Genomic DNA, 25,485 nt, shown 5'->3' with positions numbered 1-25,485 from the left:
GTTGACTATTCAACCATATTGCCGTCGATCGATTGCAGGCTCACTCGCGCCAAAAAGCGGGCTACTGCCTGGGGTGTATGCTCGCAGAGCGTCGCGGCGGCAGCCTTACCCACCGTCGTGATGAGCGCGGGTCGATCGATCGCCGAGCGCATTTGTGCCGCCATCGCGGTGGGATCGTGGGGATCGCAGAGCCAACCATTTTGACCATCGACGATTAGCTCTGACGATCCCGCCCATTTGGAGGCTAAAACGGGTTTGCCAAAGGCCATTGCTTCTAGTGTCACCATCCCCCAGATATCTTCTAGCGATGGAAATACCAAGATATCAGCTTGCTGGAAATATGCCCCCAGTTGGCGGTAGTCGATCCACCCCAACCACTCGACGCAATCGTCGAGATCGTGGCTGTGACAATAGGCTTGCAGCTCATCCTGTTGCGGCCCGCGTCCGGCGATCGCCAGCGAGAATTGACAGCTCTGTTGGCGTAAAAGATGACACGCTTGGAGGAGCAAATGCACTCCTTTGCGCTCTTCGAGCCGACCCACATACAGAAAAATTGGCGACGGCAACTGGAGATCTACGGTGGCTGTCGCTGTCAATAATCGGCTCGATAAAGTTTGAGGATCTGGCACTAAATAGGGTTTGACGGTAATTTTTTGACCCTCGACACCTAAATACTCGCAAAAATAAGCTTTGCCAGCTTCGCTATTAGTAATAAATCGATCGACAAACCGCGCGATCGTCGCGCGCACCCACAACCGCAGTTTAGAATTACGAAAATCCACATTTGGCGAACTACCATCCCAGGCGAGAATCACGCGCCAGCGACCGATCGGTTTGAAAATAATTGCCAGCATCGTCCAAATCGAAAACCCACAGGCGATGACAACTTGCGGTTTAAAAGCTAAGATGCGCCCGATAATTCGGGGCGATAGCATCATATAGCCGCCACTGTAATCGGTTTTCGATTCAGAATTATTTACTCTGACCGTTTTACCTACAACTTCGACATGGATATTTTCGGGGTCATTGGGGTCGAATCCCGCCCAGGGTCGCCCCGTGTACAACATCACTCGCTCGGAAATATCGGCCAACTCTTTGAGTACTGGTTGCCAATAATTCCCCAATTCTACAGTCGGAAATAGAAGGGCAATTCGTAAAGACTTGCTGAGATCCCGATCTGGCGGTTTGTTAGATATAGTTTGTGCGTCCAGCATAACTCGTCCTGAAATAACTTTATTAATTGAGAAAAATTTTAGGGGCGGGCGATCGATTTTAGTTCGGCAACAACATCATCGATAATTTTGGCACCGAAATAAGACTCTAATAACTGTCGATCGACCAGCGGTACATCCGACTTAGTTGTTAAAAATTCGATCGCGGCATTTGCAAATGCAACCCGATCGTTAGCAATTTTAAAATATTGTTTGATGTCGGTTGGTAAACCAGATACGCCTTCGCTAGTCGAAACTATCGGTTTGCCAAATTGTAACATTTCGATCGATTTGATTTTGACGCCGCTGCCCGTTAAGATCGGGTTGATGAGTACCGCGCCCGATCGATAGGTATCGCTAGCCGAGACAGGGTTAATGCTTAAAGTTACGCCAGCAGTGCATTCGCACATCTCGACAATTCGATCGACAGGCTTGAAGCCAGCGATGAGTACCTTTACCAGCGGCAATCGCTCGCGCACGATCGGGAATACCTGAGTTAAAAACCAGATGACACCTGCGACATTATTTTCGGTATTTAAGTTACCTAAAAACACCAGATCGTAAGCACCCTCGGATTGAGCGACATCGCGATTTTCACTAGTCGATCGATCTGAAAATTCAAAGATCGGCGGTAATAAACGACCGTTAGTGAAGTTAAGATCTTGCCAAAATTTTAAGTCATCGGCGGAAATATCGTAAAACAATGCACTCTTGGCTAGAATGTCTTTTTCATAGCGTTCTAAATGCAGCATCGATAGCGATTGCCTGAGTTTATCTTTAAAGCCAACCGCCGCAGCGAGTAATTTTTTAGCATAAAGATGTTCGATATTATGAGAGCGGGTCACCAGTGGCACATTTAACTCGCGGCTCAAGATCGTCGCGATCGCCCCACCATGCAAACCATCCAAAAAAATTAGATCGGGACTAAATTCTCTTACGGACTGGACGAGCTGTGCTAATTTTTGGCCTTTAACTCGTCGCGAAGAAGTTGCCAGCGGATAAGTCCATAGATCGGTAGCTCGGCGCAGGCGGGAGATCGATGTTTGTTCGATTTCTAATGGATGTACCTGGCTGGCATATTTATGAATTTCGGCAATGTCTTCGGCAGTTGGCGCATTACCAAACCACCAAAAGATCGTTTGTAGTTCGACACCTTGGGCTGCAAAAGCTTTGATGCGCCGCCAGATATCGATCCGACTACCGTGAATGGCTGGATAAGGTATTTCTTGACATACTAAAGTTATTTTCATATCGAGCATTTATATTAAAAAAATTAGCTTTAATTCTGATAACTTCGGTAATTTGGACTCGAAATCAGGGTCAGAGCGATCTTTACAGTTTGTCCGAACGTCCTTCAAAAGGTTGAGACTTTTGTTTCCAATAAAAGAACGCTACTGACAGCCAAAACAAAATCATCAGCAATCCATCTGAAACCAAACTCGCCCACGCCGCTCCGTGCCACGAATACAGCGGAATCAACCACAAATTGAGCGCGATATTCAATCCAGCGATACTGGTTTCTACGCCACTGCGCCAAGTTTGGAAGCCAGAACCACTGAGGATATCGCCACCCAAATGTTGCATGGCTCTAAACAGCGGAATTGGCGATAACCAGCGCAATGCCTCTACCACTGGAATATATTCAGCCCCCAAGACAATCGGCACCAGAGGCGAAAGTAAGAGCATTCCCAGCCCTGCTAGCAGGCTATAAGAGCCACTAATTGCCACTAATGGTTTGGCAAAAGCTAACGCCGCACCAATGCCATCTTTGCCTTTGCGAAAAAAATCGGCATAAGCAGCACCACAAATCGAAATAACTGGGATAAAAGCCACATCGATCAACCGATAAGCAGCGGCGTAGATCCCCGTAGCTGCCAGCGTCGATAGTTTCCCCAGCATGGTTTTGTCAATATCGCTGTAAATGGTAGTGGCAGAATTACTGATCGAAAAAGATAAACCTTCGCCTAGTTCGGATTTAAGGCGACTCAACTCCAAGGTTGGCGATCCCAAGTATCGCTGAACCTGGATGACAGCAAATAGTGCCGACAGCACACTACTAGCAGAATACAACCACACCCACTCTAAACCTGTCGGATTGGGAAAATACTCGAGCAGCGCGATCGCGGCTAGTACTTTGGTAAACATTAAAAAAATACCGATTTGAGCGGAGATATTCAACCGATCGATAGCTTGAAACGATCGACCTGCAATATTTGTAATACTGCCGAAAATCAAATCGCTCACAGCTACTAATAAGATCGCCAGCAGCGAGATCGAGTGCGCCAATAGTGAGGGAGCTAGCAGCATCAATAACAGAATGAATCCCACTCCCGTTACCGCCGTAATTACCAGCGAGTTGCCCCAGTAAGCAGCGAATAAAGTGCGATTTTTGGCGACATTCTTGAGCAGCAAAATTTCAATCCCCATGCCGACAAAGGGTGAGACGATCGCCATTAGTGCGGTAATGGTGACAAATTCACCATATTTGGCTACTCCTAAGGTGCGCGCGATCGTTACAAAGTAAGCAGCTTGTAAGACTAAACTCATGCCACGACCGATCAGCAGCCATACAGTACCCCGAACTAGCGGCTGTTGCATGATGCGATTGATATAATTTTTAATCTGCTGTAACTGCCGCATTATAAATTCTGAATAGACATTTTGTCTGTTGATGAGCTATCGATTGCTAGTGAGAATGAGATGGTGATATAAAGCAGCCAAAAGATATCATTGCGGGCGATCAGCGCGCTTTCGGTGATATTTCCCAAAATTAGATATGTTAAATATACTAATCCCCAAAAACTCGCCCAATATTTATCGACTCGCACCACATTTAAGCTTTTAAGTAATGTTTGAAAAAATCCGATCGCGAATACAATGACACCCACCAGGCCAAAATCCAACCACAGATCCAAAAATCCATTGTGAGAGTTGGGTGGCGTCCACCTAGAGGCATACCACACATAAGCTCCTGGGCTATCCCAATCATTCCAAAACGCGCTATATCCATACCCCAGCCACGGTTGTTTCCAAATCATTTCCATGATATGCGGCCACATTTCCGTCCTCCCAGTGAGGGTAGGATCTTTGCCGATCGATCCCAATAAAAGTGCCGAATTTTGATTCAACCACCAGGATAGCCCTCCACCCAAGATCGAGATTGCAATGATAGCTGGAACCATTAAATGAAACCGCCAGCGAAAAGTGCTGTAAATGGCGAGAGAGCCGATTGCGGTTAGAAAATTAATCGTTGCTGATGAAGATTTGGAGAGTAATAGTAGCGCGAATGACAATCCTAGTCCCAGCCAAGGAAACCACCGTTTCGCTTTGGCATCCATCGCTAAAAGTACAAAAACGATGCCGCTGAGTCCCATGATTTTACCTAACACATTTTTGTGAACGTAAATACCACGCCAAGCTCCCGTATGAATGCCCACTGCCATCGTTCCATAGTAAGGAATGATAATGGCAAATAAGAAGCTCAAAATCACAATTAAGCCGCAACTCCATCCCAACAACTTCAGTTGCTCTCGAATTGAAAATCGCGAAGCAATATACAATCCAAACAAGCTAGTACCGACTAGCGCGATACTTCGAGGTCGAGTTAGCTGCGGACTAAAAGACCACATTACCGAAACGACCGCCAGCAACATCAGCAACCAGATCGTCCGATCTTTACTCAAAGTAAAAATTGCTTTTTTCCAGCGCAGAGTTAATAATACTAAAGAAATCAGATAGTTAACAAAGAAGAAACTTTGTTGTAAAGTGTAATCGACTACAGCCGTAGATTCTTCATCGATGCCTTGTCCGGCTCCGCCCGAAAGAATGAGCGGTAGCGGCCCCGATGAATAAAATATCAGCGATAAAATCACAAACCATCGTTCGGCAGTCCCCAGATATTTACTCATAAACGTGTAAGTTATTACCTTGTTCGGTAACACTCGTCGGTAATTTACGCAAGCAAGCTTCGATCTTTTCGGCGACAGATCTGACGATCGGCTCTCTCAAAATACTATAGTGAGAGCCAGCCACATTGTAAACAGCTAAGTCGCCGCTTACCAGATCGCCCCATCCTAAATCTGGGGACAGATAATAATCTAGAATCTGCATCTCACACCTAAATAAAGTCAGGTCGCCGTGATAAGGTCGAGCGATATACGCTCGATCCACATTAAAATTATTATCGATTAGCTGGAGCAGTTCGGTTGAAGGCGATACGTTTTCAGGGAAAGATCTCAGTAAGAATTCGCGATAATCGACGTTATTAAAGCGATAGTCTATGCGATCTTTGATATATTGAATTTTTTCGCAAAGGTTTAATTTCCATAAATAACTTAAATGAATCTGAATAGATTTTAGGAAGGAGGGTCGGACGCGGGGCAGATGGGGAGCGTTACAATCTACGATCGCGAGTAAATCTACTTTTTTACCCAATTTAGTTAATTGCTGTGCGGCCTCATATACCAACAAGCCACCAAAAGAGTAACCGATCAGTAAATAAGGCCCGTGTGGCTGAACGGTTAAGATCTCTTGGAGATAGTGGCTGGCCATCTCCTCGATACTATTTAATAACGGTTGTTTGCCATCCAACCCTTGACATTGCAACCCATAAATCGGGCGATCTTTGCCTAAATATTCAGCGAGGGGGTAATACTCCATCACGTTACCGCCGATCGGATGAAAACAGAAGATCGGTGTTTTGGAACCGCTCGGCTCAATCGCGACTAATGACGACCAGGGTGCGACCCATTCTTTTTGGCGCAATACTTTGGCGAGTAATTCGATCGTCTGGGCTTGGAACAGAGTCGCTAACGGTAAATTTTGTCCCCACATCTTTTCGACTTCGGCAAACAATCGCACCGCCATCAATGAGTGACCGCCTAGTTCAAAGAAGTTATCTCTAATCCCGATCTCCCGCACGTCTAAAACCCGTTCCCAAATTTCGGCTAATTGCCGTTCGATCTCGTCGCGAGGCACAACTCGCTCCTCGGTGGAAACCTGGAGATCGTCATCTGGCGTTGGTAAGGCGCGACGATCGACTTTGCCATTAGCTGTTAATGGTAGCGCATCGACCGTGACAAATGCCGATGGCACTAGGTACTCTGGCAGTCTAAAGAGCAGAAAAGATCGCCAGTCTTCGGTAGGCGGTTGCGCTCTGTGGGTAACGATATAGGCAACCAAACGTTTATCACCCGGTCGATCTTCACGATCGATAACTCTGACTTCCCGCACCTGGGGGTGCTGGCTGAGTACGGCATCAATTTCGCCCAGTTCGATCCGAAAGCCTCTGATTTTGACTTGATTGTCGATGCGTCCCAAAAATTCTATCTCACCATCTGGCAAGTACCGGACTAAATCGCCCGTCCGATAGAGTTTTCCCGCTCCAGCAAACGGATTGGTAATAAACTTCTCGGCAGTTAAATCGGGTCGATTCAGATAGCCCTGTGCCAAGCCATCGCCACCGATATATAGTTCGCCAGGAACGCCGATCGGGACTGGTTGACGATCGAGATCGAGAATATAAACTTGAGTATTGGCGATCGGTCGCCCGATCGGAATGGAATTGAACCGAGCTAGACTAGTAACCCGATGACAGCAGGTAAATGTTGTGTTCTCAGTCGGCCCGTAACCGTTAATTAACTGGCAATTTGGCAGCATTGACAGCACTTTTTGGACGTGGGGGACAGACAACACGTCACCGCCAGCAATCAATTGGCGCAGCGGTCGCAGATCTTCGATTCGTTCGTCTACCATCACATGAAACAGCCCTGCCGTCAGCCACAAGGTGGTAATTTGATGTCGAGCGATAATTTGCCCCAATTCGCCCAGAGTGGGCTTCTCACCCGGAAATAAGACGAGTTTGGCACCATTGAGCAAGCTACCCCAAATCTCGAAGCTAGAAGCATCAAAGGAGATCGGTGCTAGTTGCAGCCAGACTTGGGCGGGACTAAAATCGAGATAATTTGTCTCCTTAACTAGGCGGACGACACCGCGATGTGGCATCAGCACACCTTTAGGCCGACCCGTCGATCCAGAGGTATACATCACCTGCGCCACATCGCTTGCGCGTACCGACTGCTGAGGGTTAGCACCGCTAGCCGTGGCAATCTTATCCCAGTCAGTATCCACATAAACTATCCGCGCTGAGTGAGGTGGCAATCGATCTATTGAGGTTTGTTTGGTCAGCAATACTGATACATTGGCATCTGCTAACATAAATGCCAGCCGTTCGGCGGGATAGCTCAAATCGAGTGGTAGATACGCGCCACCCGCCTTGAGAATGCCCAAAATTCCCACGATCGTCTCGATCGAGCGATCGAGGGCGATCCCCACTAGTTCGCCCGATTTGACGCCACTGGCGATTAAGTAATTAGCTAACTGATTGGCACGCTCGTTTAACTGACGATAGGTGAGTTGTTGCGCCTCGAATACTAGAGCCACAGCATCGCCAGCGATCGCCACCTGCTGCTCGAATAACTCATGAATAGATCGATCGTGGGGATAATTAGTCTCGGTTTGATTCCATTCGACTAATAATCGATGGGTTTGCGCCGCACTCAGCAGCGATAATTGGCGCAGGGGTCGTTCAGCATCGGCGACAATCTGTGCGAGCAGATTTTCAAATTCTTGTAGCCGATTCTGAATAGTTGCCGCACTAAATAAATGAGTATTATATTGACATTCCAGCTTGACATGACCTTGAGGAGTGGTGACCGCATTCAGGAAAAACTCAAAGGTGGCAAATGAGCCACGATTGAAACTAATCTCTCTACTCAATCCATCGAACGCATCGCGATCGTCTTCTGGATTGAGGTCGATATTAAACACCGCCGAAACTAACGGAATGCGACTGGCATCGCGGGGGATGGGGAGTTTTTGTAATAAACTGCCAAAGGTAAAATTTTGACGCTCGTAATCGTCAAGAATTTCAGTATTTCGCGATCGCAGATACGTACTAAAATTACTTTCGGGAGCGATCCGACTCCGCAATGGTAAAAAATTAACGCAATGCCCGACTAAATTGTATTTCCCCGCAGCAATTTGACCGGATGTCGGTATGCCTACTGTCAAATCTGTTTGCCCGGTTAGCTTAAATAAAAATATTTCATATGCTGCTAGGAGAGTAGTCATCAAGCTACACCTATTTTGGACGCCTAATTTTTCGAGCCGATCGACTAAACTGGCTGATAAAGTATGATGTTCGCAACTAGAATTAAATGTTCGCAGTGGCGGACGGGGATAATCTGTCGGTAGATCTAAAATCGGCGGTAAATCTGCAAATCGATCGAGCCAATATGCTGCGGTTTCGAGTGATTCTGGAGAGCCAAGATCGTCCCGTTCGGCAAAAGCATAGTCGCTAAAATACTCCGCTTGCCCGATCGCTGGCTCGATCCCACGATTGAGAGCAGTATAAAATTTAGCTAAATCTGCGGCAATAACTCCCATCGACCAGCCATCGCAAACAATGTGATGAATGGTAAAAATTAATATATGCTCGCGATCGGTCAATTTAAGAATTGTCGTGCGAAATAATGGGCCGTGTCGCAGATCGAATGGTTCGCTTACTGCTAGCTGTTGCTGGCGATCGATCTCTAGTCCTCTTGCGCTTTCAGTTAAATCGCTGAGATCGATAATCGGCGATTGAAACTTGATGACTTTGGCGATCGAAATCGTCATCCCATCGCTACTAAAAGTCGTCCTCAATGATTCGTGGCGGTTGGCTAATTGTTCGATCGCCCCTTGTAGAGCATCGAGATTCAGCCGCCCTGCCAATCGCAAGGATTGAGATAACATACAGGCCAAATTGGCTTCTTTGCTCAATTGGACGCCCAGCCAAATTTCTTTTTGAGATTCGGTAGCTGGTGCCGTCAGCAATAGTTCGCCATCGGCAAATGGATCGAAATCAATTGCTAATAACTTAGAATCAGTAGCGGAATTTACGACTAAATTTGGCGGCAATACTGCGAACAATAATTCAAGATCGGAAGCTGGAGTAATTTTGATTTCAGCGGCGCGTTCGGAGAGACAATCCATCATAAATAACTATTTTAAATTAAAGATAGATGTAAACTTCTTAAAAAAATTATTGGGATTTTGAATTATTTCAAGCTTAATTATCGATCGCTAAAGAGTTTGTTAACCGCAGAAATGCAAAGGGCGCAGAGAAAGAGATCGGGAGAGCAAGAAGGTAATCGACTCACCCAATCTTTTGGTTTAAATATTATCATCGTTCGATTCTATTACCCATTACCCCTTTTAACGCTGTCCCGATCTGTAAATATTCACCATTTCGCTGGGGATCTGTAACAAACCAAGCTGGATTTCCGTCGCGGTCTTTGCCCAGTTTTGCACCAGGTTGGGGTGGTAAATTGCTGTTAATAGCGATCGCCCGATCGGAACTAGATAAAAATCCTAACGATTGAAGTTCGGCGATACATATTTGGAATGCCCAAATTATCGTTTCGATATCTGCGTCGCTATGGGCGAGTGTCAAAAAGCAAGGCCGATTTTCCCAGATATGAATCCCTCGTTCGCGTAATAGATAAAATAGCAACCCGCCATAATTTTCGGTCGCGTCGAAGATGAGATAGAACCAAGAACTAAAGTGCTCGATTTTAATCTGTGCGCCAACTAATTCAAAATGTGCGGTGAGTCGATCGACTATTTGTTGAGTTTTAGTATTTAAAGATTGCTGAAGTTCGGCACCACCTGCTTCGAGTTGCTGTAAAGTGGCTTCGACGGCGGCTAAGGCGAGGGGATGACGGACGAAGGTACCCGCAAAGAAGGTAACGCCAGTTTCGGGAATCGATCGATCGCCAAATTGCCAGAAACCACCATCTAAGGCATCCATATACTTGGAAGTACCAGTTAAAATCCCGATCGGCATTCCGCCGCCGACGACTTTACCATAGGTGGCGATGTCAGCTTTAACGCCAAAGTGCTCTTGAGCACCGCCAGGAGCGACGCGAAATCCGGTAATTACTTCGTCGATAATTAAAGCGATTTCCGATCGTGCTGTCAGCGATCGCAGCTCGTGGAGAAAGGCGTGGGGTTGGATGTGGGGATGGCGACTTTGGACGGGTTCGACAACTACCGCTGCCAATCGATCGGCATATTCGGCGATGATTTGTAGGGATTTGGGGCTGTCGTAATCTAAAACTAAGATATTTTCTAATGCCGAAGCCATCACCCCAGGTGCAGAGGGGAAGGTTTTGAGATTGGGTCCAGCGCGGAATAAAACTTCATCGAATGTGCCATGATAGGAGCCGGAGAAGATCGCGACGAGATCTTTGCCCGTCACCGTGCGGGCGATTCGCAGTGCTGCCATGACGGCTTCGGAACCTGTATTGCAAAAAGCAACTCGTTCCATTCCGGTCAATCGGGCGATCTTTTTGGCGGCTTTTCCGGCTAGTGGCGTTTGCGGGCCGATCGCCATGCCTTTGTCGAGCTGTGCTTTGATGGCATTTGTGATGAAATCTGGCGACCAACCGAAGAAATTTAGCCCAAAGCCGTTCGTCAGATCGATGTATTCGTTGCCATCTTCATCCCATAAGCGCGAACCTTGGGCGCGATCGGTGACGATCGGATAAACCATTTCTTTGAGTAAGGGCGTAAACCCAGACACGGTGCGCGGATCGGCTAGATAACGGCGATGTTCTTGGGCTTGCTGCTTAGATACTTTAGTTTTGGCGACATAGCGATCGATAATTGTGGCTAGTGCGGTTTGTTGCTGTGGCGAGAGGCTAGTATCGATCGTTTTACTAATTTTCGCACCCGGCGATGGGCCAGCGGCGGCTGGTGTCGCGATCGCAGGCGTCGGCAATGGCGATTTACCGTTATTACTCGTGCCATTGCCATTGCCATTCCCATTACTTGGTGCTGGTGTCGCTGGGACGATCTCGCTAGGAGCTACTGGTGTAGAGACTTGCAACGTTGAAGTCGCTGCATTGCCACCCAGCAATTCTAACTGCCGTGCCATAATTTGGAGTTGCTGCTGTACCACTGCGGCGATCGCCGATGAGCTGGAGTCGGCAGTCGCATTCAATGGGGCGACGATGGTCGTCGCGGGTGTAAAGGCGACCGCATGTGTAGGTGTAGGGGCAGGTAAGATCGGGCTAGGCGCGACGGAAACTGTTGGCACTAGGTCGGGAGTATGAGCGACACTAACTGGTGCTGGAAAGGCATCTGGGGGCAACTGGAGATCGATCGAGTCGGCGAGGGTCGCCAGCGTCGAGCAGTCTTCTAATAGTTGCCGAAAGGTGACTTTAACTTGGAATTTTTTCTTGAGGCTTAGAGCCACCTGAGTTAAGGACAGCGAATCCAAACCTAGCTCTAAGAATGTCGCCTGCCGTTCGTGCGTACCGATTTCTACTCCTGCTGTATCTTTGAAGACTTCAGCGATCGAGGGGATTAATCTGACTGCGCGCGGTTCGGTCATGGAGGCGAGCGATGGCACTAACGACATAGGGGCTGGGGCGAGATAAGGTGCGAGTGGAATAGGAGTGGTGCTAACTGGTGGAGCGAAAGTTTGGGCGCGCGACGGTGGATCGATCCAGTATTTCTGGCGATCGAATGGATAGGTTGGCAATGGTACCCTATGTCTGGTTTCATTGCGATAGAATTGCTGCCAATCGATCTCGACTCCAGCCAACCACAGTTGACCGATCGCGATGAGGAGATCTTGCCAATCGGCGCAATCTGTGGATGTATTGCCGAGGGATGCCAGCGCGATTTGGTGTTGGCGATCTGTTATCTGCTGTCTGGCTAGCACCGTCAACGTTTGGCGCGGCCCGACTTCCAATAAAACATAATTGGGCTGTTGTTGCCACAAGGTGCGGACGCCCTCAGCAAAGCGAACGGGTTGGCGCAGGTGATTTGCCCAATAATGCGGATCGATCGCTTGCTCGGCAGTTATCCAGTCGCCACTAACGCACGAGACAAAAGGCATTTGCGGCGGCGACAGTGGGATTGCGGCTACCAGCTTGGCAAAGGGTGCGACGATCGAGTCCATCATCGGCGAATGAAAGGCATGAGAAGTGTGTAAGAGTTTACAAACTATTTCTTGCGCTTCCAGTTCTTGCTGCAACCGCTCGATCGCTGGCGTAGAGCCGGAAACGACACAGAGATTAGGGCCATTAATGGCAGAAATCGCGATTTCTGCTGGCAGTCGCGGCTCGATTTCGGCAGCGGGCAAGCGCACCGAGAGCATCGATCCGGTGGGTAAATCCCACATCAATTTACCCCGCATCGCCACGAGTTCGAGCGCGTCGGCAAGGGAAAAGACGCCAGCCAAGCAAGCCGCGACAAATTCGCCGATACTATGCCCGATCGCGGCTGCTGGCTTAACTCCCCAACTCTGCCACAGTTGCGCCAATGCGTATTCGATCGCGAATAATGCTGGTTGAGTGTAGCGAGTTTGACCTAACAATTGAGTACTCGCCGCTAACTGTTCCGCTTGTGGATACAAGATTTGACACAGATCCAGACCCAAAATTGGCTGTAAAATTTCCGCACAAGTATCGATCGCTTGCCTAAATACTGGTTCGCAATCGTACAAATTCGCGCCCATGTTTACAGATTGCGCGCCTTGTCCTGGAAATAGAAATACCACTTGGGGGGTGTGGCGGGGACTATGGCGAGTCGCTGTTGCTGGCGACGAAGTTGCTAGCTCTGCGCGGCGTTGCCGATCTGATGTATGGTCTTCTGTTTTTGTATTTCCTCCCCCCGCTCCCATCTCTAGCTTTTCATACTTGAATCTAGCAACCTCATCTGCGCCAGTCTGGCAGACGATAAACCGTCGATGAGCGTAAGTTTTGCGCCCTTGTTGGAGGGTAAAAGCAACATCGGCTAAGTTGAGATTGGGATGTCGATCTAAATGTTGCTGGAGATTGCTAGCGGCAAGCTCTAGTGCGGTTTCGGTTTTGGCGGAGAGTAAGAGTAACTGATACGGACGAGAAGGGCTAGAAGTGGCAGTTTGAGGCGGTTCTTCGAGGACGACGTGAGCATTGGTACCCCCACCGCCAAAGGAACTGACCCCCGCGCGACGCGGCGTATTGCCACTAGAAGGCCAGTCAACTAGCTTGTCGTTGACATAAAAGGGACTATTGGCAAAATTGATGTGCGGATTTGGCCTGTCGTAATTAATGCTGGGCGGGAGTTGGCGATGGTAGAGTGCCAAGGCGGTTTTGATAAATCCGGCAACGCCAGCGGCGGCGGTGAGGTGTCCCAAATTACCTTTGATCGAACCGATCCCACAAAATTGAGTGGCTGCTGTTTGCGTCCGAAATGCCTGAGTGAGGGCTTCAACTTCGATCGGATCGCCTAGAGCCGTTGCCGTACCGTGTGCTTCTATATAAGAAATCGTCTCTGGGTGGACTTCTGCGGCTTGTTGGGCTTGGAGAATGGCTCCCATCTGACCGCTGATGCTGGGTGCCATAAAACTCACCTTATCAGCACCATCGTTATTCATGCCCACACCTTTAATGACGGTATAAATTCGATCGCCATCGGCAATCGCCTCATCCAAGCGTTTGAGGACGACAATTCCCGCCCCGTTATTAAACAATGTGCCCTGAGCATTGGCATCGAACGGACGACAATGGCCGTCGGGCGTAAAAATGCTACCTTCTTGATGTAAATAGCCTTGATTTTGGGGTGTAGTAATCGCCACCCCGCCAGCCAAAGCCAGATCGCACTGACCGTTTAACAACCCCTGATAAGCTTGAATAATTGCTACCAACGAGGTCGAGCAGGCCGTACTAATATTGATACTGGGGCCTTGGAGATTTAACTCATACGAAGCTCGCGTGGTCAGATAATCGCGATCGTTGACTAGATGGGTTTGGAATTCACCAAATCGATCGAGAATTTCTGGCTGGCAACTTAAATGCTTTTCAAAATAAGTGTTATCAGCCGCACCCGCATATACGCCAATCTTATTCCCATCAACTGCCAGATACCCTACATTTTCCAAGGCTTCAGCCGCTAGTTCCAGAAAGATTCGCGTCTGCGGATCCATCATTTGGGCTTCTCGATCGTTGATGCCAAAGAAGTTAGCATCGAATAATTCGGCTCCAGCCAGTATGCCTTTGGCGCGGATGTAATTCGGACTGGCAATCTTGTCAGGATCGATACTCGGATCGATGTCCGCTTCATCAAACCAGGTCATCGACTCAGTTCCCGCACGCAGATTCGCCCACAATTCCTCGATGCTATTGGCACCTGGAAATCTGCCCACCATCCCAATTACCGCCACATCAGTAGTCTTCACCTGCCGTTGTGGCTGACTTACTGTAGTGGAAATGTTTGCCGTAACTGCTGCTGGCGGCTGTCGATCGACTATGGTGGCCAGATATTCAGCCATCAACCGAATATTGAAATACTGATACAGCCTCACTACCGGAACTTTAACCTGGAATCGCTCTTGAATCTGCTCGATCGCCTTTACTCCCAACAGGGAATTTCCACCGATATCGAAAAAATTATCCTCAATGCCTACATGTTCGAGTCTGAGAATTTCTTGCCAAATTCCGGTCAATATTGCCTCTGTCGATGTCCCCGCAGCGACAAAGCTGTCTGCCAAGCCAAAACTAGTCCGATCTGCTGCTGGTAGAGCCTCACGATCTAACTTGCCATTGGGAGTCAAGGGCATTGCCTCTAAGCACACAAAAGCTGAGGGCACCATATAATTGGGTAATTGCTGCCTGAGAGAGTCTCGTAATTCGCTAATTGTTATCGATGCAGGAGTGGTCAGAATCAGATAAGCCACCAGCCGTGGATCTCCTGGTTCATCTTCTCTGATAATAACGACCGCTTCTTGTACGGCCAAATTCTTGGCGATTGTTGCTTCAATTTCGCCCAACTCGATCCGAAACCCCCGGAGTTTAACTTGACGATCCATTCGCCCTAGATACTCAATATCTCCATTTGGTAAATAACTAGCTAAGTCGCCAGTTTTATATAAAACTGGCGCGCTTGGTTCGTCAAAGGGATTGGGAATAAACCTCTGGGCGTTGAGTTCTGGGCGACGCAAATAACCGTCGCGGGCAACTCCCGCACCACCGATGTATAGCTCTCCAGCTACCCCGCTCGGTACGGGTTGGAGATCTCGATCGAGAATATGTAATCTTAAATCGGGAATCGGACGACCAATGACACTACCTCGACACTCTTGCAGATCGAGATCCGCACGGCTAATGGGATGATAGGTAGCATAAACGGTGGTTTCGGTGGGGCCATACATATTCACGAGCTGGGGTACTCGATCTCCATAGCGTTCAAACCAAGGTTTCAAACTCTGGACATCTAGAGCCTCCCCAGCAAAAATCACTGCCCGTAAGCTGAGTTTGAGTGTGGCTGCATCTCCAGTCGCTACCCGCTGTAACTGTCGAAAGGCAGATGGTGTCTGGCATAACACCGTCACTCGCTCTTTATGTAATAGCTCGTAAAATTCTTGGGGCGATCGACTCACGCCAAAGGGCACAATTACTAATCGTCCCCCATGAATTAATGCGCCCCAAAATTCCCATACAGAAACGTCGAAAGCATAAGAATGAAACATTACCCAGACATCTCGCTCGTCAAAATCATACCAATGCTGCGAGGCTGCAAATAGCCGTCCGACATTAGCATGAGAGATCGGCACACCTTTGGGTTGTCCGGTCGAACCCGATGTGTAAATTGTGTAGATGAGGTTGTCTGGCGTAACAGCACTAGTCGGGTTAGTTCGATCGAATTGCGTCTGTGCCATAGCATCCAAGTACACTAGCGTTCCAGCATATTCAGCAAATACGGCCCCTAAATCTTTACTTACGACTAGCACGGAGATATCTGAGTCGGCAACCATGTAAGCCAGCCGCTCTGGCGGATAGGCTGGATCGAGTGGCACATAGGCACCGCCAGCTTTGAGAATCCCCAAGATCCCGATCGCCATCTCTAAAGACCGCTCGACACTAATGCCCACGAGTACTTCTGGCTGGACATTTAGGGTTTGGAGGTGACTTGCTAATTGATTAGCACGATCGTTCAACTCCCGATAGGTGAGGTGCCGTTGGCAAAGCCTCTCGGAACGAGAATCTTCACAAACTACAGCGATGGCGTCAGGTGTGCGTTCGACTTGTGCTTCAAATAACTGATGCAAACATTGAGTTTGGGGATAGCTTTGGGGCTGCGGCTGTCTGTGGGCAATGAGTTGCTGTTGTTGTGGCATTGGCAGCAAATCGATCGCCACATCATAAGTTTCGCGATCGACCCATTGGATCTGTGGGTCGTAAGTTAAGACTAGCTGAAGATTTTCGCGTGCCGAGATCGAGTCGCTGGCCTGTGCGGATCTAATCGCATCATACAGCAATCGATCGCCATAAAATTTAATCCAAGCCGCTCGTCCCTGCTGATAAGCAGCAGTCAGTTCTAGATCGCCAGTTTGTCGAAGGTAGTCCCATTCCAACTCCAGTGTCTGCAACGTGGAAGTCAGCATTTTGGCAGACTTACTGGAAAAATTGTCACCGTGATATCGATATTCTGAGACTGCTCGATCGTGGAAGTAAATCGGCCATGTCCGGGCGATTCCCAGCCATAAATTCAGATCCTCAAGCCCTGGTGCAAACCCGCCCACCGATTCAACCGCCTCACGCCGAAAGATGACTGTGGCACATTGGATATTGTGCTGGGCCGATAAAATAGTGGCATAGCTAGCTGTTGGCGGCGGCTCCGCAAAGAGTTTTTGAGTACTATAGGTGCCATCGGGATTAATTGCCTTAAATATATACCTACCAAACACAAAGCCAGCTTCAGGCCGCTCTTGCAACTGCTTGATGCCAATTTCGATCGCGTCAGGGAAGATGTAGTCATCGCTATCGAGAAAGATCAGATATCTACCCGTGGAGATATCGATCCCCTGATTCCGTGCCACCAGATAACCTTGGTTGCGTTGGTAAATATATTTGACAGTGGGATAGCGATCGCACACTGCTTTGGTATCGTCAGTCGAACCATCATCGACGACCACAATCTCGATCTCGCCGTCCCGATAGGTTTGCGCCAAGACACTTTCGATTGCCGCAGTCAGAAATGCGCTGCTATTGTAGGCGGGAATAACGATCGAGACGCTACTGGCGTTAACTAAAGGCTGATTCATAACTTGCCGATATCCGTGTCATGATTTGTCAATTTTGGTTGGTTAAGTTAGAACTTCGATCTCGATCGAGATTGCGAGCTTATCCTCTGTCGCCGAGCGACAATGATGGTTCATCAACTATAGCCTCTGTGTTTGCCGTTCATCGAGCGAAAACAGCAATTAAGCGTAATTTGGCATTTTACAATCTCCCGATCGACTGCTTCGCGCTCTTGCTTGTCGATCGCCTAAAAACAGCAATTGAGCGTAACTTCGACCGTTGCGCCCTCGAGCTGGCTCGTCAGAGCCGCTCGCTCGGTCTCGATCGCGCCAAGAGCCGATCTACACTCAAAAGATTGCCAATCTCGAAAAAATAGCTTCGGCAAGCTGGTAATACCTGTAAAGTATCGGGCTACATTTGATACTCGATCGCGATATTTATTTTAGTAATAATGGCGATATACATCCGAATGTAAGTTGTGTCAATATTTACAAGCAGTCATTTTCCCTATTCAAATATAACCTAAATTTAGATCTCACTATACAGCACGAAAACTTCTAATTTCTAAAAAATAGAGCGATTGCGAGTAAATGTGATTGTCTAGATTGATAGTTAATTTTATAGCTAATAATACGCTTATAATCTAATGTATGTATCTAATTTTTCTTCAGTATTGAGTAATTTTCAACAGCCAGATGACTGAATTTCCTAGAGGAGGACGGCTCTAAAGTAAATCCAGATCCTTGCATCAAATGAAAAGAGGTAATATACTTTTTGAGATATTGTAGCTACATTAAAGTTGAACGAATAGTGATATCACCCCCTGATTTGTCAAGGTGATGTATAGAAATACTCGCAAACAGAAAACACAAACTAAATATCACTTGTAAAATGTGATCTAGATCACTGATACTTTTATTTAAACTTACATAACCTAAATTTTCGGAGCGATCGTATGACCGATCTCAAAAAATCTGGCATCATCGGAAATCCGTTGCAAGCAGAAGATATTAGAGCGACAAACCTAGCCGTTCGGTGGCAAAATTTATCGATCGTACTGCAATCGGTCGTCTTAATCGGTTTGGATACGATAATGCTGTTTGCCTCGTGGACGATTTCCGATCGGATTGGCACCCCAGTGGTGGGGATACATATTGCTGATTCGATGATTCCAATTTTGGCAATTAGCATCGGCACGTTAGCAGCTTCTGGATTTTATGGTACTGATGACAAACTGCATCGATTTGCAAAATTACTCAAGTCGCTCACACTAGCGCAACTGATTGTCTTAATTGCGGCTTTTTTCTATCAGCCAGGTTTGTGGGTATCCCGCTCGGTCTTTTTAATTGCATGGCTGCTCAATTTTCTGTTTATTGGTGCAGCCAGATTTTTACTCGACCTAACTATCCTCCAGATTCGCAAGCGCAATCCAATTTTTCAGCATCCAGTTGTCTTAATTGGCGATCGACAGGATATCGATAATGTCCGCAAGTTGCTCGAGCGCTCTCAACAATTTAGAATCGATAGCGTCATTGACTTAGCTGTCTGGGATACGCAGACTCAATTAGATCGAATCATTCATCATATTTGCTCGCGCCAAATTAGTGAAGTCTTTATTTGCACCCCAGATTCGATCGACAATCAAATTATTTTATTTTGGAGTTTAAAATCTGCGGGAATTCATCTACGAATGGTTCCGAGTGAAGTTCAGTTGCCACAGCGAGCGGCTGAAACTAAAATGATCGAAGAAATTCCAACTAGTCGCTTTAAATCTTTACCGATTTTTGGCATTAATTTTTGGATGAAGCGAATCTTCGACATGGTTGCTTCGACTGTAATTTCGATCGTCATTTCACCAATATTGTTGGCAATCGCGATCGCGATCGTGAAAACTTCCCCAGGGCCAATTTTTTATCGTCAGTATCGAGTTGGCCTAAAAGGCAATCGCTTTAAGGTATGGAAATTTCGGACGATGGTTGAAAATGCCAGCGAACTGCAAAAGGAGCTAGAAGCTCAAAATGAAGTCAAAGGTGGCGTGCTATTTAAAATTAAAGAAGATCCTCGGATCACCAAAATTGGTAAATTCCTGCGTAAATACAGCCTCGATGAGCTACCGCAATTGATTAACGTTTTGCAAGGTCAGATGAGTTTAGTCGGCCCCCGACCCCTGCCAATCCGCGACTACGAGCGATCTCTAGAAGATATCCAAGATTTTTCTCGCAACCGTTTTCTGCGTTACGAAGTCTTACCTGGAATCACTGGCTTGTGGCAAGTTAAAGGCCGTAGTAGCAGCGATTCTGATGAGATTTTTTATTGGGATATGGTTTATATTCTGCAATGGTCTTTGGCTCTAGACTTAAAAATATTACTACAAACCATTAATGTGGTTTTATTAAAGAAGGGATCTTATTAGTTAATAGTTGATAGTTGATAGTTGATAGGCGATCGAGCTAGCTCGATCGCATTAATTGTATATATAAATTCAAACGTTCGATCTCATTTTGCTAAAATTTTTGGTGACCGATCGATCTCTGTCGATTGAGCTTGTAACTTAGGATAGTTGTAGCAACAGTCGCGATCGAGAAATCTTGATAATTTTTGGTAGATGAATAGAATTAAATATTGGGTTTTAATTATCTTCTGTATAGCAGTACTTGTCTCGCTGGGGATAGATGCGATCGGCGGAAATTATCGCTGGCAACTTTCACCAGCACTAATTTCTAGTCTCGTCGTATTAATATCATCTTTGCTGCTAATGCAGCTAAAAATTCGATCGAACCTAGTGTTTCCGACTGTCGCTGGATTGGGCGTGCTGGGCGTAATCGCTTCGGCTGGATTTACTTATTTATATCCCCTGTTTGCCTTACCCGTTCCTACTGGGAAATACCCTGTCGGTACGACTTCGATCGATCTTGTCGATTCCTCCCGAAGGGAACTATGCGATCCTACTTCCCGTTCTCATCGCGAATTATTCGTGCGTGTCTGGTATCCAGCCAGTAAAAAGACTGGTACTAAAGCACCATATCTCCAAGATCCCCGGTTATTCTCATCTGGTAGGTTCAGTCATTTAAATCTGATTAAAACCGCTGCCATTGTCGATGCGCCGCTAGCGACTGCGGATGCCCCTTATCCAGTGGCGATTTATAGCCCCTCTTGGAGTGGATATAAGACGGACAATACCTTTCAGACTCAAGAGTTAGCCAGTCATGGATTTGTAGTTATCGGGCTAGAACATCCCTGCGCCGTACCGATGGCGATTTATCCTAATGGCAGAGTCATTTACAGTACCTTACCTGCTGCCGACTATACCTCTTCAGATGTGGCAATGGCGAAGTTTCTGCGCGTGGCTGAGGAGCAAATCGCGCTGAGAACCAGAGATGTGAGCTTTGTAATCGATCGAGTGTCACAGATTGACGCTCGTTTGCAACAGTGGGGTGCGAGCGATACCCCCCCTCGCCGCACTCTGGATCTGGCTAAAATCGGCATCTTCGGACATTCTTTTGGCGGTGCAGTTGCCGCTCAATCTTGCGCTGTCGATTCGCGACTCAAAGCTGGAATAAATATGGATGGCTTGTTATTTGGCTCGGCAGCAAAACAGGGTGCCACACAACCATTCTTGTTTATGAATTCCGATTATCCGCGCCCGACAGCCGCAGAGCTGAGATCTCCAGATGGCAGCAAACGCCGATCTCAGCTTACGGATGAGTGGGGGTTTGAGCAGCGAGAGCGATGGTTTCAACAGCATGGTGGTTACAATCTGACTTTATTAAATGCGGCTCACTTCAATTTCTCAGATACGCCACTCAAATCGCACATCGATAATGGCGGTGGCAAAATCTCACCAGAGCGAGCGATGAAGATAATTAATGCGTATACTGTGGCCTTTTTCGATCGCCAATTAAAGGGTAAAGATTCACCATTACTCGTAGGCGTAGCCACACAGTCCCAGCAGCGACAGTCAGGCAGTCCTTTTCCCGAAGCAATTTTTGAAAATCATTTCTCAAACTAGCCTATTGTCTGGGGTAGATTGGGATATTTGGCTCAGATACCCGACTATTTTAGTCGGGTATGTTTGACGCCTCGATCGAGGCGTGGTATCGTTGATTTCAACAAGTTGATGAATCGGCGATCGCCGCGACCTCCCACTATGACCCAAGCAACCTTAAACAGCACTAGAACGACTGCCGCCAAAGGACTAGCCTGCAAAGAGTGCGGTGCTGAGTACGAACTCAAAGCTACCCACATTTGCGAACTTTGCTTTGGGCCATTGGAAGTTCAATACGATTACGATTACCTCCGCACCAAAGTTACTCGCGAAAGCATTAAAGCTGGCCCTCACTCCATTTGGAGATACAAAGATTTGCTTCCCGTACCCGACGAGCATATTGTCGATGTCGGTACCGGAATGACTCCTTTACTCAAAGCCAATCGGTTGGCGCGTCGCCTCGGCCTCAAAAATCTCTACATCAAAAATGACGCCGTGAACATGCCTACCTTGAGCTTCAAGGATCGGGTGGTATCTGTCGCACTTTCTAAAGCTAAAGAATTCGGCTTCTCGACTATTTCTTGCGCTAGTACTGGTAACTTAGCCAACTCCACCGCCGCGATCGCCGCACATGCTGGCTTAGACTGTTGCGTATTCATCCCCGCTGACCTAGAAGCAGGTAAAGTCCTGGGTACGGTAATTTATGGCCCCACTGTAATGGCCGTTCAAGGCAACTACGATCAAGTCAATCGCCTGTGTTGTGAAGTCGCCAATACTTACGGCTGGGGATTTGTCAACATCAATCTGCGTCCTTACTACTCCGAAGGTTCCAAAACTCTCGGTTACGAAGTAGCCGAACAATTAGGTTGGCAATTACCAGATCACATCGTCGCTCCATTGGCTTCTGGTTCCCTATTTACCAAGATTCACAAAGGTTTCCAAGAATTTGTCAAAGTCGGATTGGTCGAAGATAAACCAGTTCGCTTCAGCGGCGCGCAAGCTGAAGGTTGTTCGCCGATCGCTCAAGCATACGCCGAAGGTCGCGATTTTGTCACTCCAGTTAAGCCCAACACGATCGCCAAATCGATCGCCATTGGTAATCCCGCAGACGGCATCTACGCACTCGAACTCGCTCGCAAAACTAACGGTAATATCGAATCAGTTACCGACGAAGAAATCATCGAAGGCATGAAACTCCTCGCTGAAACTGAAGGCATCTTCACCGAAACTGCTGGCGGTACCACCATCGCCGTCCTCAAAAAACTCGTCGAAGCAGGTAAAATTAACCCCGATGAAACTACCGTAGTTTACATCACTGGTAACGGCCTCAAGACCCAAGAATCCGTCCAAGGCTACGTCGGCGAGCCTTTCACCATCGAAGCCAAATTAGACAGCTTCGAGCGCGCCCTCGAACGCTCTCAAACACTCGATCGTCTCGACTGGCAACAAGTCCTAGTTTAGAGCAATTACTTAAAGGTTGTGGGGTATTTCCATAACCTTTTGAGCCTAATTACCAGTTGTTGGAACATCCTGCCAACCGTAAATAGGTCAATCTAAAATCCGAAATCCAAAATCCAAAATCGAATGACTGTCAAAGTTTTAGTCCCCACCGCATTGCAAAAATTCACTAGCGATCGAGCTACCATCGAATGCGATGGCAATAGTATTGCGGAATTACTAGATGCCTTAGAAGCAACCTGTCCCGGCGTCAAAGCGAGATTATGCGATGAAAGCGGTCAATTGCGACGGTTTCTGAACTTCTATGTCAACGATGAAGATATTCGCTTCCTCGATGGTACTAACACGCAGCTCAAAGATGGCGACCAAGTAAGTATCGTTCCGGCTGTTGCTGGCGGCTAATGATTAGTTGATAATTGATAGTTGATGACTGGGTTTTTAGGGTGCATTCCACAGATCGGAACCCACCCTAAAAACAGTCCAACTTACTCTATGTTAATTATTAAATCGTTTAAATATATTGCTGAAAAGGGCGATCGAATATACATTCGATCGCCCTTTTCAAACTCAATCCGAGCGACAACTGGTGAGGGTTAAAAATTTGGATTTGTACCCAAAAATATCGATCGTTATCCCAGTTATCAGTTATCAATTATCAATTAGATTCGCAAACTACCCGAAAGCCAAAGTAAGCACAGCGATAATCGGGAGTGTAATAGATCCGAGCGGCACTGCGACAATAACGCATCTTACTACACCAAGAGCCGCCGCGCAGCACATATGCTGAGTTAGCATCGTTACTCCAGGCACTGCCATCGATTGGGGCACCCGTGTAGTTGCTGTGATATTTATCCGCGCACCATTCCGAAATATTTCCGTGCATGTCATACAACCCATAGTTGTTAGCAGGAAAAACTCCGACAACTGTCGTTTCTTGCTGAAGATAGTTCGCGACATCGGGGCTGAGGGTTTCGCCAAAGCAAAATGCTGTCGTCGTTCCCGCACGAGCGGCATATTCCCATTCCGCTTCGGAAGGCAGTCGGTAGAGTTGGCGAGTGAGTTGGGATAATTTCTGGCAGAATTCTACTGCATCGTTCCAGGAAACGGTCTCGACAGGTCGATCGCCGCCTTGAAAATATGATGGTCGATCGCCCATAATTGCTTCATACTGAGCTTGGGTGACTGGACACTTGCCCATATAGAATGATGGCACATTGACTCGATGTTGGGGTCGCTGATAATCGCTACTCCCTTCTTCCAGTCCAGGCGCACCCATCAAATATGTACCCGCTGGAATACTCACCATTTGAAGTTTGACACCACCACCTAAATCTTGAAAGAAGCGATTGGCTAGTCCCTGAGACTTTTTGACTGTCAATTTAGGGGTGCCCCAAAGAGTTTTGCTATTGACTAATTTAGCTGTCTCGAAGCCAAACGGTTGCAGTGATGGCTGGTTATTGGGCTGAAGCTGTTTGGGCAACTGTCGGGCGATCGATCCTGAAGAAATTACCGATCGATTATTGACTTTTATCGCTAAATCTTCTTTAACTTGTTGGCGTAGCTTCTGCGGTGGAGGATCGATCGAGTGTCGATTATCTGCGAGTGCGGCGATTACCTCAGTGGCCGATTGATATCGTTGCGATAGAGCATTGGCAATCATTTTATCTAACACTTTACCTAACGATTCATCGACAGAATTATTGACTAAATAATCCCGCCATACCCACGCATCTTCACTGACATCAAATAAGTCAAAGGGTGAAACTTGAGTGAGTAGAAAGATACAAGTCACGCCTAGACTATAAATATCGCTGGCAAATGCAGGCTTACCTCTAGCTTGCTCTGGGGCTACATATTCGGGACTACCGATTGTCGTACCAGTTTTGGCTAGCATCGTTTGAGTCGCCTGTTTAGCAGCCCCAAAATCGACTAATACTAACTCGCGATCGCTGCGCCGCCGAATGATATTAGCAGGCTTGATATCGCGATGAATAATTGGCGGCGACTGGTGGTGGAGGAAGTCTAAAACTGGCAGTAATGATGCTAGTAATTTCCGAATTTGCTGCTGGTTAAATTTACCTTCGGTAGCTAGTTCTTTTTCTAAATCTTGCCCATCGATAAACTGCTGAACGAGATAGGGTTGACCTTCGATATCAAAATAGGCAAATAGTTCGGGGATTTGACTGTGTTTTCCCAATTTTTCTAGATGTTTTGCCTCTTCATAAAACAGATTGAGAGCCGTTTGCCGGATCTTCGGATTATTGTTACTAAAAGCAAACTGTTTGATAACGCACGCGGGTTTATTCGACTGATATTCATCTACTGCTTTAAAAGTTTTGCCAAATCCGCCTTGTCCGATGAGGTGATAAGCGCGATAGCGATCCTTGAGGAATAATTGGGAACCACAAGACATGCAAAAGTTGGTGTCAGGGCTATTATTCGCTGGCGCGGGACAGGCAAGATTGATGCAGTAGCTCATGGGTGGCGAAACCAGTGCGGGAATGTAGAGAGGGCATATTTGTTTGGTACTTAAGTTATTATGCCCAGTGAGCTTCAATATACTGTCTGTCTTGAGATTGAGATCTCTGGTCAGACTATTTAACAATAGTCATCGCTCTCGATTCTAAAGTAATTGGATGGTGCTGAATTGGATGATTTATTTAGAGGCAAACCCCGAAATCTAGGGCATTTCATACCCATATTCAGCAACGCCATTAAT

Annotated in this window: 12 protein-coding genes; 5 read left to right on the top strand and 7 right to left on the bottom strand. The window is 47.2% G+C overall.

Translation table 11 applies throughout. From position 1 onward, the window contains the following. Positions 1 to 5: 5 nt before the first annotated feature. From CHA6605_RS13590 to CHA6605_RS13565, 6 genes are all read right to left on the bottom strand, one after another. The gene (locus CHA6605_RS13590; RefSeq protein ID WP_015160015.1) at positions 6 to 1,214 is read right to left on the bottom strand and encodes a glycosyltransferase family 4 protein; all 1,209 of its coding nucleotides are present in this window, start codon (positions 1,212 to 1,214) and stop codon (positions 6 to 8) included. A gap of 38 nt (positions 1,215 to 1,252) precedes the next feature. Continuing rightward, positions 1,253 to 2,461, bottom strand: a complete 1,209-nt coding sequence (locus CHA6605_RS13585) for a glycosyltransferase (protein ID WP_041549323.1) — start codon at positions 2,459 to 2,461, stop codon at positions 1,253 to 1,255. Positions 2,462 to 2,543: 82 nt separating this feature from the next. After that, positions 2,544 to 3,851, bottom strand: a complete 1,308-nt coding sequence (locus CHA6605_RS13580; RefSeq protein WP_015160013.1) for an oligosaccharide flippase family protein — start codon at positions 3,849 to 3,851, stop codon at positions 2,544 to 2,546. Then, complete coding sequence (locus tag CHA6605_RS13575; RefSeq protein WP_015160012.1) at positions 3,851 to 5,119, bottom strand: O-antigen ligase family protein; 1,269 nt, start codon at positions 5,117 to 5,119, stop codon at positions 3,851 to 3,853. The genes CHA6605_RS13580 and CHA6605_RS13575 overlap by 1 nt, the downstream gene beginning before the upstream one ends. Further along, on the bottom strand, positions 5,112 to 9,248 hold the full coding sequence (locus CHA6605_RS13570; RefSeq protein ID WP_015160011.1) for a non-ribosomal peptide synthetase: 4,137 nt from the start codon (positions 9,246 to 9,248) through the stop codon (positions 5,112 to 5,114). The genes CHA6605_RS13575 and CHA6605_RS13570 overlap by 8 nt, the downstream gene beginning before the upstream one ends. A gap of 187 nt (positions 9,249 to 9,435) precedes the next feature. Further along, positions 9,436 to 17,346, bottom strand: coding sequence for a type I polyketide synthase (locus CHA6605_RS13565; protein ID WP_015160010.1), 7,911 nt, complete (start codon positions 17,344 to 17,346; stop codon positions 9,436 to 9,438). A 20-nt stretch (positions 17,347 to 17,366) separates the two neighbouring features. Here CHA6605_RS13565 and CHA6605_RS13560 point away from each other — a divergent pair, with 20 nt between their 5' ends. From CHA6605_RS13560 to CHA6605_RS13540, 5 genes are all read left to right on the top strand, one after another. Beyond that, a complete protein-coding gene (locus CHA6605_RS13560; protein WP_041548032.1) occupies positions 17,367 to 17,699 on the top strand; it encodes a hypothetical protein in 333 nt (110 codons plus the stop codon). A 579-nt stretch (positions 17,700 to 18,278) separates the two neighbouring features. Beyond that, a complete protein-coding gene (locus CHA6605_RS13555; protein WP_015160009.1) occupies positions 18,279 to 19,736 on the top strand; it encodes a sugar transferase in 1,458 nt (485 codons plus the stop codon). Between the two features lie 192 nt (positions 19,737 to 19,928). Next, entirely contained in the window at positions 19,929 to 21,332 is a 1,404-nt protein-coding gene (locus CHA6605_RS13550; protein WP_015160008.1) for an alpha/beta hydrolase family protein, read from the top strand. Positions 21,333 to 21,470: 138 nt separating this feature from the next. Further along, positions 21,471 to 22,769 carry a threonine synthase gene (gene thrC, locus CHA6605_RS13545; protein ID WP_015160007.1) on the top strand — a complete coding sequence of 433 codons (1,299 nt, stop codon included), beginning with the start codon at positions 21,471 to 21,473 and terminating at the stop codon, positions 22,767 to 22,769. 123 nt (positions 22,770 to 22,892) lie between these two features. Further along, positions 22,893 to 23,168 (top strand): MoaD/ThiS family protein, encoded by a 276-nt coding sequence (locus CHA6605_RS13540; protein ID WP_015160006.1) that lies wholly within the window; start codon positions 22,893 to 22,895, stop codon positions 23,166 to 23,168. 253 nt (positions 23,169 to 23,421) lie between these two features. On the opposite strand, the gene CHA6605_RS13535 is transcribed toward CHA6605_RS13540, so the two are convergent. Continuing rightward, on the bottom strand, positions 23,422 to 25,371 hold the full coding sequence (locus tag CHA6605_RS13535) for a bifunctional serine/threonine-protein kinase/formylglycine-generating enzyme family protein (RefSeq protein WP_015160005.1): 1,950 nt from the start codon (positions 25,369 to 25,371) through the stop codon (positions 23,422 to 23,424). Positions 25,372 to 25,485: the final 114 nt, after the last annotated feature.

It is taken from the genome of Chamaesiphon minutus PCC 6605, from assembly GCF_000317145.1.
Taxonomy (GTDB): Bacteria; Cyanobacteriota; Cyanobacteriia; order Cyanobacteriales; family Chamaesiphonaceae; genus Chamaesiphon; species Chamaesiphon minutus.
This window is presented reverse-complemented; position numbering and strand designations above follow the sequence as displayed.

Excerpts from the sequence above, each read along its gene's own strand:
- thrC (WP_015160007.1), top strand. The coding sequence starts at position 21,471 with ATGACCCAAGCAACCTTAAACAGCACTAGAACGACTGCCGCCAAAGGA.
- CHA6605_RS13570 (WP_015160011.1), bottom strand. The coding sequence starts at position 9,248 with ATGATGGATTGTCTCTCCGAACGCGCCGCTGAAATCAAAATTACTCCA.
- CHA6605_RS13580 (WP_015160013.1), bottom strand. The coding sequence starts at position 3,851 with ATGCGGCAGTTACAGCAGATTAAAAATTATATCAATCGCATCATGCAA.
- CHA6605_RS13550 (WP_015160008.1), top strand. The coding sequence starts at position 19,929 with ATGAATAGAATTAAATATTGGGTTTTAATTATCTTCTGTATAGCAGTA.
- CHA6605_RS13575 (WP_015160012.1), bottom strand. The coding sequence starts at position 5,119 with ATGAGTAAATATCTGGGGACTGCCGAACGATGGTTTGTGATTTTATCG.
- CHA6605_RS13560 (WP_041548032.1), top strand. The coding sequence starts at position 17,367 with ATGATTTGTCAATTTTGGTTGGTTAAGTTAGAACTTCGATCTCGATCG.
- CHA6605_RS13565 (WP_015160010.1), bottom strand. The coding sequence starts at position 17,346 with ATGAATCAGCCTTTAGTTAACGCCAGTAGCGTCTCGATCGTTATTCCC.
- CHA6605_RS13590 (WP_015160015.1), bottom strand. The coding sequence starts at position 1,214 with ATGCTGGACGCACAAACTATATCTAACAAACCGCCAGATCGGGATCTC.
- CHA6605_RS13540 (WP_015160006.1), top strand. The coding sequence starts at position 22,893 with ATGACTGTCAAAGTTTTAGTCCCCACCGCATTGCAAAAATTCACTAGC.
- CHA6605_RS13555 (WP_015160009.1), top strand. The coding sequence starts at position 18,279 with ATGACCGATCTCAAAAAATCTGGCATCATCGGAAATCCGTTGCAAGCA.
- CHA6605_RS13585 (WP_041549323.1), bottom strand. The coding sequence starts at position 2,461 with ATGAAAATAACTTTAGTATGTCAAGAAATACCTTATCCAGCCATTCAC.